Origin of the sequence: Algoriphagus sp. NF (assembly GCF_028823735.1) — a bacterium.
Taxonomy (GTDB): domain Bacteria; phylum Bacteroidota; class Bacteroidia; order Cytophagales; family Cyclobacteriaceae; genus Algoriphagus; species Algoriphagus marincola.
Genome location: NZ_JAPEIB010000004.1, coordinates 151,494 through 164,426, shown reverse-complemented (window position 1 = coordinate 164,426; position 12,933 = coordinate 151,494). Strand labels below are relative to the sequence as shown.

The 12,933-nt window shown below is 43.0% G+C and carries 9 protein-coding genes; 1 reads left to right on the top strand and 8 read right to left on the bottom strand.

What is annotated here, in order from left to right; translation table 11 throughout:
• Positions 1 to 142: 142 nt before the first annotated feature.
• The 6 genes from OU792_RS03260 to uxaC form a co-directional block, all read right to left on the bottom strand.
• Positions 143 to 1,075, bottom strand: a complete 933-nt coding sequence (locus OU792_RS03260; protein ID WP_134202002.1) for a UDP-glucuronic acid decarboxylase family protein — start codon at positions 1,073 to 1,075, stop codon at positions 143 to 145.
• 68 nt (positions 1,076 to 1,143) lie between these two features.
• Positions 1,144 to 2,919: an acyl-CoA dehydrogenase gene (locus OU792_RS03255; RefSeq protein WP_274669454.1), complete on the bottom strand. Its 1,776-nt coding sequence runs from the start codon at positions 2,917 to 2,919 to the stop codon at positions 1,144 to 1,146.
• Between the two features lie 3 nt (positions 2,920 to 2,922).
• Positions 2,923 to 3,483: a sugar O-acetyltransferase gene (locus OU792_RS03250; RefSeq protein WP_274669453.1), complete on the bottom strand. Its 561-nt coding sequence runs from the start codon at positions 3,481 to 3,483 to the stop codon at positions 2,923 to 2,925.
• Positions 3,480 to 4,655 carry a mannonate dehydratase gene (uxuA, locus tag OU792_RS03245; protein WP_274669452.1) on the bottom strand — a complete coding sequence of 392 codons (1,176 nt, stop codon included), beginning with the start codon at positions 4,653 to 4,655 and terminating at the stop codon, positions 3,480 to 3,482. Before uxuA ends, OU792_RS03250 begins: the two co-directional genes overlap by 4 nt.
• Before the next feature lie 30 nt (positions 4,656 to 4,685).
• Positions 4,686 to 5,504: an SDR family oxidoreductase gene (locus OU792_RS03240; protein ID WP_134202006.1), complete on the bottom strand. Its 819-nt coding sequence runs from the start codon at positions 5,502 to 5,504 to the stop codon at positions 4,686 to 4,688.
• A gap of 2 nt (positions 5,505 to 5,506) precedes the next feature.
• Complete coding sequence (gene uxaC, locus OU792_RS03235; RefSeq protein ID WP_134202007.1) at positions 5,507 to 6,946, bottom strand: glucuronate isomerase; 1,440 nt, start codon at positions 6,944 to 6,946, stop codon at positions 5,507 to 5,509.
• A gap of 152 nt (positions 6,947 to 7,098) precedes the next feature.
• On the opposite strand from uxaC, the gene OU792_RS03230 reads away from it, so the two are divergent.
• On the top strand, positions 7,099 to 8,121 hold the full coding sequence (locus OU792_RS03230) for a LacI family DNA-binding transcriptional regulator (RefSeq protein WP_134202008.1): 1,023 nt from the start codon (positions 7,099 to 7,101) through the stop codon (positions 8,119 to 8,121).
• Positions 8,122 to 8,186: 65 nt separating this feature from the next.
• On the opposite strand, the gene OU792_RS03225 is transcribed toward OU792_RS03230, so the two are convergent.
• Complete coding sequence (locus tag OU792_RS03225) at positions 8,187 to 9,863, bottom strand: RagB/SusD family nutrient uptake outer membrane protein (RefSeq protein WP_274669457.1); 1,677 nt, start codon at positions 9,861 to 9,863, stop codon at positions 8,187 to 8,189.
• 18 nt (positions 9,864 to 9,881) lie between these two features.
• Complete coding sequence (locus OU792_RS03220) at positions 9,882 to 12,905, bottom strand: SusC/RagA family TonB-linked outer membrane protein (protein ID WP_134202010.1); 3,024 nt, start codon at positions 12,903 to 12,905, stop codon at positions 9,882 to 9,884.
• Positions 12,906 to 12,933 lie beyond the last annotated feature (28 nt).

Genomic DNA, 12,933 nt, shown 5'->3' with positions numbered 1-12,933 from the left:
CAGACTCATTATTGCGGCTGTCTACCCATACGTGCAACATCACGAATAGTCATATTGAAAAATAAAGATTGTCTGATTAGGATCAAATCTTGCCGCTAAATCAAAAAAAAATCCCGCCAATAAAAGCGGGATTTTGAAAGTGTCAAATGATCTGTCTGAAATAATCAATGGTTTTTACGAGTCCTTCTCTGAGTGGTACGGTTGGTTCCCATCCCAATTCTTTTTTAGCTAGGTCAATGACCGGCTTTCGTTGCATAGGATCATCTTGGGGAAGAGGCATGAAGACTAGCTTACTTTTGCTTTCTGTAAGTTCCAGTACCAAATTTGCCAACTCTAGCATCGTGAATTCTCCAGGGTTTCCAATATTCACAGGACCTGTGAATCCATCTCTCGAATTCATCAGACGATACATCCCTTCGATATTATCATCCACATAGCAAAATGAGCGGGTCTGCTTTCCATCTCCGTAGATGGTGATATCCTGACCTTTCAATGCCTGTACGATGAAATTACTGACCACTCGTCCGTCATTGGGATGCATTCTTGGTCCGTAGGTATTGAAAATACGCATGACCTTGATATCGACTCCATGCTGGCGGTGATAGTCAAAAAATAGTGTCTCCGCACATCGTTTTCCTTCATCGTAGCAAGCTCGTGGTCCAAGCGTGTTAACATTTCCTCTGTAAGACTCTGGTTGTGGGTGAACTTCTGGATCTCCGTAAACCTCAGAGGTTGAAGCTTGTAAGATTTTGATTTTCAATCTTTTTGCTAATCCAAGCATATTCATCGCTCCAATCACAGATGTTTTGGTAGTCTGTACCGGATCAAATTGATAATGAATTGGAGAAGCAGGACATGCCAAATTGTAAATTTCATCAACCTCTACATAGAGCGGGTGAGTGACATCATGTCTAAGAAGTTCAAAATTTTTATCATCGAGGAGGTGATGGATATTTCTTCTGTTTCCGGTGAAAAAATTGTCGACGCACAACACCTCATTTCCTTCTTTGAGCAAACGCTCACAAAGGTGGCTACCGAGAAATCCTCCACCACCACTTACTAAAACTCGTTTCATTTATATTCAAAATTTGGGTGAAAATAAAGAATTGTTTCTAAAGTCTATGAGAGAAATCCAAAATTCAATCAAAACCAATAGGAACGCATGTTTACGGTAGGGTATGCACTGGAATGAAGCCGCTTGGCGATGGAATGGATTTTTGGTAGTTCATATTCCATGAAATAGCGAGCCGTCTCTATTTTCCCATTTAGAAATGCAGTATCAGCATTTTCTTTATCTATCATTTGACTTGCGACATGAGTCTGTCTCAGCCACATCCATCCTACACACAATACTCCACAAAGCTCCAAAAAGAGACTTGCATCTGCCAGAAAAATCTCTGGTCCTTCCTGGGCTTTTTGCAGTATTGTCCCAGCAGTATCCTGTGATTTTTTCCAAGACTGATCAAAGAGTAACAAGATATCTTCAGGGCCTTGGTAGGATTTGATGTCTTTTTCGATGGCCTGGTACAGCATTTTCCAACCTAAGCCATTTTCAAGGAAAATTTTTCTTCCCAAAAGATCCAATCCATGAATACCTGTCGTCCCCTCATGAATGGGGTGGATTCGTGCCTCCCGGTAATATTGTTCCACCGGAAAGTCTTGTGTATACCCTGCTCCTCCAAGTACCTGCACTGCTGCCGAAGTACTTAAAACTCCCATTTCGGAGGGGTAGCTTTTTGCGATAGGCGTAAGCAATTCTAAGAGCAAATGCTTTTCCTTTTTTCGATGTGGAATAGGTTCGTGGATCGTTTCGTCCATCATTCTAGATGCATATAGCAAGAGTGCCAAAGAACCTTCCGAAATGCTCTTTTGGAATAAAAGCATCCGCTTCACGTCGGCATGCTCAATGATCGGAACTTGAGGTTTGGAGAGATCTTTTTCTGTGATTTTTCTTCCTTGAGGACGCTCCTTTGCATAGGCCAAAGAAGCTTGATAAGCAGCTTGAGCAATTGCCACTGCGTTCATCCCAACGCCTATTCTTGCCTCATTCATCATTTGGAACATATACTTGAGTCCCATATTTTCCTCCCCAACCAAATAACCGATTGTCTTTTCATTGGACCCGATCATAAGATGGGCAATCGGTGCCCCTTTGTAGCCCATTTTGTGGTAAAGACCTTCGGTGAGCACATCATTTGATTCACCTGTTTCGGGAATGAACTTGGGTACCACAAACAAAGAAATCCCTTTAGTGCCGGCAGGAGCACCTTCTACTCTCGCTAGCATTAGATGAATGATGTTTTGGCAGGCGTCATGATCACCGCAGGAAATGTAAATTTTCTGACCTTTAATCCGATACTCTCCTGGGTTCTCGGTAGGATAGGCGGTAGTGGAAATATCAGAAAGCGAACTTCCTGCATCAGGCTCTGTTAAGGCCATAGTTCCTTGCCAATCTCCGGCGTACATCTTTGGGGTGAAGCGTTCGACTAAAGCACTTGATCCAAAAGTGCGAATCAAATTGGCCGCTCCTGTGGTCAAAAATGGGAAAACAGAAGCGGAATAGTTCGCTGCCTGCAAAATATAGCCAGCGGCCAGATGAAGGGTCCAAGGAAGTTGCTGTCCACCTTCTTCATAGCTGAAAGTCGCATTGATCCACCCATCTTGACCAAATTGTTTCAAGATCGGTCTCATTCCGGGGTGTATTTTGATGGATCCATTTTCAAGCTGTGGCTCTTGACGATCCATCTCCGTCAGTAATGGCCGAAGTGATTTGAAGGCGATTTGGTCAGCGGCATCCAGAATCATTTCAAAAGTCTCCTTGCTGTGGTCTTGGAAGTAGGCTAGTTGGCTTAGGTTCTCTACCTGCAAGTGATCAAAAAGCTGAAAGTTTAGGTCTTTTTTTGAGTAAAAATCTGACATGTTCTATTCTTGTTTTAATTCCTTGATGATTCTTGCTGGATTTCCTCCTACGAGGGTATCAGCGGCCACATCCTTGGTCACTACGGCTCCTGCAGCGACTACCGCACGATCACCAATTTTTACTCCGGGGCAAATGATACTCCCTCCTCCAATCCAGACATCCGAACCGACATGGATTTCTGTTCCATATTCCCAAAGTTCGCCTCTGGTTTTGGCATCCAAAGGATGGGTAGCCGGGTAAAATTGAACATTGGGACCTACGAGGACACGATCTCCGAAGACTACGGGAACCACGTCTAGGATCACACAATTGAAATTGAAAAAGACCTGATTTCCAACTTTTATATTATACCCATAATCGCAAAAAAATGGAGGCTCAATCCAAAGTCCTTCCCCAATCTCGCCAAGCAGATTTTCAAGTAGCTTTTGGCGCTTGTCCTTATTCTCAGGGTCTGAATCGTTGAATTCTTTTAAAAGTTTTCGTGCATGTAGTCTTTCCGCCTCTAAAACAGGATCGCCGGCTTGGTAGAGTTGGCCGGCGATCATTTTTTCTTTTTCAGTCATTTGCTTTTTTGGTAAATCAGAGCTTCCTCTAATCCCCTAATTTCAGCCAAACCTTTCAATCTTCCAATTGCAGAATAGCCTGGATTGGTCTTTTTTTCCAAATCATCAAGCATCTTATGACCGTGATCCGGTCGCATAGGGATTCTCTTTTGTCTTTTTTCTTGTACTTGTAGGAGTTCGTCTACGACTGCGGCCATGGGCACATCCCCGGTGAGATGATTGTCTTCCATGAAGTTTCCCTCTGCATCGCGTTTGGTACTTCGCAAATGAATAAAATTGATATGATCGCCAAATTCACGGATCATCGCAATCAAATCATTGTCAGGTTGCACACCATAGCTACCCGTGCAAAAACAAAAGCCATTATGAGGACTTGGGTTATCTTGAACAATTCTACGGGCATCAGCGGCTGTGGAAACTATCCGTGGGAGTCCATATAGGCTGAATGGAGGGTCATCGGGATGAATCGTCAGGTATATTCCCACTTCCTCTGCTACAGGGACAATTGCGTCCAAAAACAATCGTAAATGCTCCTGAAGTTTTTTCTCATCAATTCCATCATAGGTCTTCAGCATGTCTCTAAATTCATCCAAGGTATAGCCAATCTCTGAACCTGGCAGACCTTTTAGAATATTATCAATGATAAGCTGATGCTTTTCCGGGGGAAGGGATTGATAATATAGCTTGAGCTCTTCAATTTCCGCTGCTGAATATTCATTGAAGGCTTCCTTCCGCTCTAGGATAAAAAGATCAAATGCTTGAACTGCCTTTTTTTCATAGTATAAAGCCTTGGCGCCATTTGGAAGCTCTTTGTAAAGCTCCGTGCGAGTCCAGTCCAAAATGGGCATGAAGTTGTAGCAAACCGTGTAAATCCCCTCTGATGCCAAATTTCGCAGCGTCTGTTGGTAATTCTCGATCAATTGGAGATAATTTTCAGTTCGGGTTTTAATCCGTTCATGCACAGGCACGGATTCGACTACTGACCAAGTCATGCCTGCATCCTCAATGATTCTTTTTCGCTTCTTGATTTCCTCAATCGACCAAACTTCTCCGTTTGGAATGTGATGGAGAGCCGTGACTATGCCAGTTGCTCCGGCCTGTCTAATATCGCGAAGGCTTACAGGGTCATTCGGACCATACCATCGCATGGTTTGTTCCATTCTAGGAATCATAGTTTGATTGTTTTGGGTTTAAGATTGAATTTACACTCCCGAGTAAGCACTAAATCCACCATCAACTGGTACAATGGTGCCCGTCACAAATGCAGATGCCTCCGAACAAAGCCATTGCAAGGTGCCTAACAAATCATCCGGTTCACCAAACCGACTCATTGGAGTGTGAGTGATAATTTGATTGCCCCGGCTAGTCAAAGACCCATCCTTTTCAGTCAGAAGCGTGCGGTTTTGTTCTGTCAGGAAAAAACCCGGTGCTATGGCATTTACCCGAAACTGGGGGCCATGCTTAGTCGCTAATTCCACTGATAGCCATTTGGTCAAGTTGTCAATTGCAGCCTTTGCTGAAGCATAGCCCATGACACGGGTCATTGGGCGAGAGGCTGCCATGGAGCTGATATTCAATATGTTGCCTCTGTTATTTTTGAGCATTAATGGAAGGAGTGCTTTGATAGGGAGTACTGTTCCCAAGTAGTTGAGATCCATTACCTTCCGAAGGGAAGGAAGGTCTAGGTCTAAGAAGTTCTGTTCTGGTGTTACCACTGCTCCAGGCATATTTCCTCCAGCGGCATTGATGAGAATATCCAATGAGTCATGGTCACTCTCAATTTCTTTCGCAGCACTTTCTACACTTTCCCAATCCATGACATCACAGGTGTAGGCCTCTGCTTTCCCTCCGTTATTTTCGATTTCCTTGACGAGTGCTTCTGTTTTTTCAGGATTTCTTCCCAAGATCAAGACTTCGGCGCCTTGGTTTGCTAGGTGGAGGCTCATGCTTTTTCCCAGGACTCCAGTAGCTCCCGAAAAGGCGATTTTCTTTCCTGCTAGGTCAAATAGGTTTTTTGTCATACCTAAACTTGAAAATTATCCGGTGAAAAATCAAAGTAATTTTTAGCATTGTGATAGCTGATATCCGCTACAATTTTTCCCAACCAAGCTTCATCTGCCGGAAGAAGACCTTTTTCTACATCAGTTCCGATGAGGTTACACAGAATTCTCCTGAAATATTCATGTCTGGGAAAAGAGAGAAAACTTCTAGAATCCGTCAGCATACCGATAAAGCAGGAGAGGAGACTCATGTTCGAAAGCGTATTCAGTTGTTTTTCCATCCCGTCAATCTGATCTAGATACCACCAACCGGAGCCAAATTGCAATTTGCCTTTGATCTTTCCATCGTTGAAATTTCCCGTCATGGTAGCAAAGACTTCATTGTCTCTTGGATTGAGATTATAAAGGATGGTTTTCGAGAGTTGGTCTGTCTCGTCAAGGGAATTTAAGAATCCTGCCAGAGTTTTTGCCTGCTCAAAATCCCCAATCGAATCAAAGCCAGTATCGGGCCCTAGCGTACTTAATTGACGGGTGTTCGTATTTCTTAAAGCTCCAAGATGAAACTGCTGTACCCAGCCTTTTGAATGATACATTTTACAAAGAGCCTGAAGCGTTTTGAATTTGAAATATTGGATTTCTTCGGCCTGAATGCTTTGACCTGAACGAATGCTTTGAAACAGCTTTTCAATGTTAAATCTTTCTGTGGGAAAGAAGACCAATTGTTCCAGTCCATGGTCAGAAAGCCGACATCCATTTGCGTGGAAAAAGTCAATTCTGTTTTGAAGTGCAACTAGAAGGTCTTCGTAGGACTGAATTTTTAATCCCGATTGCTTCTCCAGCTTCTCAAGGTAAGTATTGTAAATTGAAGGATTTTCTACAGAATAGGCTTTGTCAGGCCTGAAAGCTGGATACATCTGAAGGGAAGAATCGGACAGTGAAAACTGTCTGTGGTATTCTAGGGTGTCCGTAGGGTCATCGGTCGTACAAATCACCTCTACATTCATCTTGGATAGCAGTCCTTGGGTTGAAAATCCAGGTTGAGCAAGTTGCTCATTACAAGTCTCATAAACTGATTTTGCATTCTCTTGTGATAATAATTCCTCCACTCCGAAGTAGCGTTGCAATTCCAGATGAGTCCAATGATACAATGGATTCCTGGCTGTGTAAGGTACTGTGAAAGCCCATTTTTCAAATTTTTCCCAATCCGAGGCATTTCCAGTGATATAATTTTCATTAATGCCGAGCGTACGCATGGCACGCCATTTATAGTGATCTCCGGCAAGCCAGATTTGACTCAGGTTTTCAAATTGCCGATTGGCTTGGATTTCAGCGGGGGGAAGGTGATTGTGATAATCTATGATTGGCTGATTAGCAGCAAATTGATGATATAGTCGTTGGGCAAATTCATTGTGGAGAAGAAAATGTTCATTGATGAACTTGTCGATAGTGAATGCCTGGCTCATATTAAATTCTAAATAAAAGATGATTCTAATTTATTGGGTTAAAGGCGCTTTTGATAATCAAACTACGCAAACGTTTTCGTATTTTGGGAGGGATCTGAAGAGAAGTTCACTTAAGAATTTCTAAATTTAGATCAACCCAAAATACCTAGACCATGAATTCCGGAATTAGCATCAAAGAGCTTGCTGCAGCTCTGAATCTTGCGCCTTCGACCGTATCGCGTGCGCTGAATGACAGCTATGAAATCTCTGAGGCTACCAAGCAAAAGGTTATCAGCATGGCCGAGAAGTTGAATTATCAGCCTAACCCTTTTGCCAGAAGTTTACGCGCAAATAAGAGCCGAACCATTGCCGTGGTGATTCCTGAGCGAATCAATAACTTTTTTGCTAAGGTAATTGATGGTATTGAAGAGATTGCGCAAGAGCATGGATATCATCTCTTGGTGTACAACACGCACGAAGATGTGGAAAAAGAAAAGAAAATCCTTTCACTATTACAAAATGGCCGGGCTGACGCAATAGTCATGTCTGTGACGAGTCAGACAAGTGATACCTCGCATCTTCGCAAGATCCACGAACGGGGGCTGCCTTTGGTCTTCTTTGATCGAATATGTGGGGAAATACCTACTACTAAATTCATCACGAATGACTATGAAAGCGCCTATAAAGGCACCAATCATTTAATCCAGCAGGGCTGTAAAAAAATAGCCTTTCTGACATTATCCAAAGATCTTTCAATTACAAAAGAGCGCTACAGGGGGTATTCCGATGCCTTGAAAATGGCTAACCTTACTCCAGAACCGACTTTCAGCCTTTATTGCAAGCACAGTGATGAAGATAATACTGAGTTGATATTAAAATTATTGCAATCTGAGAACCGCCCTGATGGAATTATCTCCTCTGTTGAAAAATTGGCTATCTCCACCTATCAGGCAGTCAGAAAAACCAATTTGAAAATCCCTTATGACCTGAAAATCATTACATTTTCAAATATGAGTATCGCTGGAATTTTAAATCCATCTCTGACCACTATCACCCAGCCTGCAGAGACAATCGGTCAGGAATGTGCCAAGCTTTTGATTAAGAAACTGACCCGTCCGAGACAACCTGATTTTTTAGATCAGATCATTGTCATCCCTAGCCAAATTCAGATTCGTGAGTCGACGATGGTTAGATAAGTTGAAGATTGATAAATAAAAAAACCGCAATCAAACTCTTGATTGCGGTTTTTCTTTTTTAGGTCTTAGTACCCGGGGTTTTGTGGGAAGGCTGATTCCCCTCCTTGAGCCCGATCTATCTGGTTTTGAGGAATTGGTCTTAACACATGAAAGTCCTGAATATTTGGAGCTCCTTGTGGGTTAAAGAGTCGGACTCTTTCGACAAGGTTGCCCCATCTTTTAAGATCCAACCATCGAGTTTGTTCACCTGTAAGCTCTCTTGCTCTTTCCTCCATCAGAAACTCAAAGGTGAATTGGTCCGGAGTGATTTCCATTTCTGCTTCTCTCCCAGGCCAGGCAGCCCTTCTTCTGACGAAATTGATGGTCTCTGTTGCTTCAGCAATTTTTCCTTGGCGGAACTGCGCTTCAGCAAGTAGGAGGTAGGTGTCCGCAAGCCTCATCGCCAAATAATTTCTTCCCCCTTGAAACTGCGTACGGTCTACTCTTCCTGGATCGAGATGCTTGGTGAGTGCTGGAAAGAGTTTCTCGTCATAGCGGCTAGGAACCAATACCTGATAAGGTCTTTTTGCCATTTCTTCCTCAGACATCTCAAATCCTGGGAGGAACATGGTCGTATCACCTTGAGCAAATGTCAAACTACTTTTTGTCTGATCAAAAGTGCTATTGTAAGTTCCCGGTCGGTTAGAGAGGTAGGTATCCTTGAAGGATTTTTTGTACCGGCTGTCATTTTCACGGTTTTGGAATACAGTTTCCAAGGCATATACAGTAGGACGGTATCTTTTAAATGGGCGGCCATTTTCTGTATCGCGAATCATTCCTGGCTGTGTATCATATTCCATCAGGAAGAATACGTGAGCATTATTCCCTCCACCGTTTGTCAAGGGGCTTCGAGTATACTGAACAGACCAAATGATTTCATCATTGATCTCATTTCCAAAAGCATGAACTTCAGCAAAGTCATCCAAAAGTCTCAGTCCAGAATTATTGATGACGTCTTTGAATAGATTTTCAGCTTTCGAATAATCGTCTCCTGCCGCGGAAGAAGAGGTGGCTTTGGTCACATATACCCTTCCCAATAGGTGCTCTGCTGCATATTTGGTGGCTCTTCCATAATCACTAGAGGCGCTTTTATCTTCCAGATTGGGAATAGCTTCTTCCAAATCTTGAATAATGGCTGCATAAATTTCCGATTCAGGGGTTCTGCTTACCTCATTGGTAGGAATGGTAGTCTCGTTCATTCGAAGTTCTACCGGACCAAATAATTGAACCAAAAGGAAGTAATGATGTGCTCGGATAAATTTAGCCTCGGCGATTCGCTGGCTACGGACCCCCTCATTCAGTCCACTCACTTCAGGAGCACGGTCAATTACCGAATTGGCAGTATTGATTCCCCTGTAAAGCTCATCCCACAATTCCCGGACATGACCGTTTTGTGTATCGAATTGATTAGTGTAGGTGTTCATAAATTTCCAAGCACCATCAGCTCCGTTGGTATAGATATCTGTACCAAATTCAGTCAAATTATTCCCTCTCTCGGTGCCGTACCATACTCTCATCGTACTGTAGGCTGCGTTCACAGCATCTTCTATTCCTTTTGGAGTGTTTAGATATTCAGTTCCTATTTGAGATATAACATCTTCCTGCAAAGCATTTTCGCAAGAACTCGCCAAAAGCAGGGAAGCACTGATCAGACTATATGAAGCAGTCCTTTTTAATATATTTTTTATGTTCAAAGTTTCCATAATATTCTTCATTGTTGATTAAAACTTGGCGTTGATACCGAATGTAAACTGAACTACAGGAGGCGCGATATTGGCATTCACCACACCACCTTCGACACCTTGTTCACCATCGATAAAGGTCTCAGGGTCAATTCCCTTATGCACGCTTCGGTATTCTGAGAAAATGAATGGATTCTGAATACTGGAGAAGATTCGAAGACTGTTGAATCCAATCTTCTTCAATGCGCCTTCGTTCAAAGTGTAGCCAAAGTTGATATTTCTAACTTTGATGAATGTACCGTCAAAGTAAGACATGGAAGTGTTGTACTTTGGTCGTTCTTGGTTTTGATTGGGTCTTGGGTAGAGATTGGTTGGATTGGTTGGTGTCCAATAATCTACAGCCAAGTTGTTGTATCTGCCAAAGAGAGTATTGAAATTATCATGGAAGGCTGAGCGAATGAGAGAGCCAAATCTTCCGAAGATAAAGAAGGAGAAATCAAAGTCCTTAAAGGTGAAGCGGTTAGTCATCCCCATAGAGAAATCAGGAACGGCCGAGCCTAAGAATTGACGGTCATTGGCATTGATTCTTCCATCTCCATTGAAATCTTCAATCTTGATTTCTCCTGGACGATCTCCAAAGGAGTTTGCCAAATCGGCTTCATCCAATTGCCAGATTCCTACTTTTCGCAAATCATAAAATACAGTAAGCGGTCTGCCAATGAATCTTCCCGCAGCAATATCGTCACCATTTGGAAGCTCAAGGATTTCTTCTCTGTTTCGTGTGAAAATCAAGTCTGTAGACCAAGAGAAATCTCCTTTCTCAATATTGAGCGTAGATAGACTTAGCTCTATCCCTCGGTTTTGAGTTTTTCCAATGTTGGTGATAAAACCTCCAAATCCCGTTGAATTAGGTAGTGGCTGCGGAGCCAAGAGGTCAGAGGTATTGGTGACATAATATTCAATTGCACCAAAGATCCTATTCTTGAAAATTGCGAAATCAATTCCGCTATTAAATGTTGTGGAAGTTTCCCATCGAAGATCTGGGTTTCCGATGGTATTGGGACGGTAACCAAATGCAGCCGAACCCCCACCTGCCCAAGCATAGGAAGTTCTACCGAGTAATGCTTGCGTTTGATAAGGTACAATCGCTTGGTTTCCTATAGAACCATAACTTACTCTGAACTTCAACTGATCTATCCAAGATGAATTTTTAATAAAACCCTCCTCATGCATATTCCAGCCTATGGCCATAGAAGGAAAGTATCCAAATCGGTTATTCTCGCCAAATCGAGAACTTCCATCAGCTCTCAGGGTAGCGGTCAGAAGGTATTTTCCTTTATAGTCATAGTTTACTCTTCCCATGTATGAGAGAAGAGCCCATTCTATGAGTTCAGTGTTCGCACTAGTGATCTGAGAAGCATCTCCGAGGCGGTGGTATAGCTGAGATGGAGCTGGGATTCCAAGCACACCAATATCACTTCGCTCAAAGCGATCCTGCTGAAACGATTGGAGTAAGGTGACATTCAGATTGTGATCTGTGCCAAACTTTTTGTTGTAGGTCAGGATATTTTCAAGGGTATAATTGAGGTTAAATCGATCACTGACACTGGCTGTAGCATCTCCACCCCGTCTGGCATTGGTCTGTGATCCGGTGAATCTTCCCGAACGTCTGACTGTGTAATCTGGACCAAAATTGAATCGATAGGTAAGGCCTTTGGTGATTTCCCAGTTTAAATAAATACTGGAGAAAATTCGTGTTCTAAAGGTTTCATCGATTTGAGCACCGGGAACGATTTCTGCAAATGGATTAGTCCGCAATCCATCTGAGGTGGGAAGAAATATAAGTGTGCCATCATCCTCAAAGGGCTTACCCAGTGGATTTTCTTGTAATGCACCTCCTAATGGATTGAAGTTTTCGCCATTTCGTTTACTGTATGTTACTAGGGTAGAGGTGCCTATTCTTAGCTTATCATTGATTTGATGATCTAGATTTATTCTAAAAGTACCTCTGGTAAAGTCCTGATTTTTGATCACTCCCACATCTCTAAAATAGTTTCCGGAGACGAAGAAGCTTGTCTTTTGATTTCCTCCACTGACACTTACTTGATGACTTTGAATACTTCCTGTTCGCATCAAACCTGCGATGTAGTCCGTGCTTCTGCCTAAGGCTATGCTTTCAAGTTCCACTGGTTCAAATAGCGTAGCATCTGCATCAGGTGTTGCTGGTCCGTCTGGATAGTTTCCTGTAGCTCTTCTAGATTCTCGCTTATATTCTGCAAAACCGGGCCCATCAAACACTTCAATTCGGCCCAGTTCCTCACTGATTCCATAATAGGAGTCAACCGATACCACAGTTTTCCCGGTGCTGCCTCTTTTGGTTGTGATCAAAACTACCCCATTTGCGCCTCGAGAACCGTAGATGGCGGTAGCAGATGCATCTTTCAAAACCTCCATTGATGTAATATCTTGGGGGTTGATATCTTCCAGTCCACCCACTGTAGGAATTCCATCAATTACATAAAGTGGTTCATTGGATGCATTAAAGGATCGCCTTCCCCGAATCCGTACTTGAGGTGCAGTACCTGGCTTGGATCCTGCCTGAGTCACATCGACCCCGGCAGCACGACCTTGAAGGGCTTGACGTGCGTCTGTGATAGGTAATTCTTGGATTTCCTTATTTCCTACAGAAGAGATTGCACCAGTCAGCTGACTTTTTTTCTGAGTACCATATCCCACGACCACGACTTCCTCCAAGTCTGAAAGGTCAGGCTCGAGTCTGACATCTATGATACTTCTATTTCCAACGGTTTCTTCTACTGGAGTATAACCAATGAAAGAGAAAATCAACACTCCTGAGGAAGGAGCTTCTATGGTGTATTTTCCATCAAGGTCCGTCGTTGTGCCACGGGTTGTACCTTGAAGCAAAACCGAAACTCCCGGTATGGGAGTGCCTGTTTCGTCGACTACGGTGCCGTTCACTTGGCTTTCTTGAGCCAAGCTGACAGTTACTGAAAAAAGCAGTAACAGCACCATCAAGTAGGGACTGTAAATTTTAACATGCATACTGTTTTGGGTTATAGTAAATTGATAG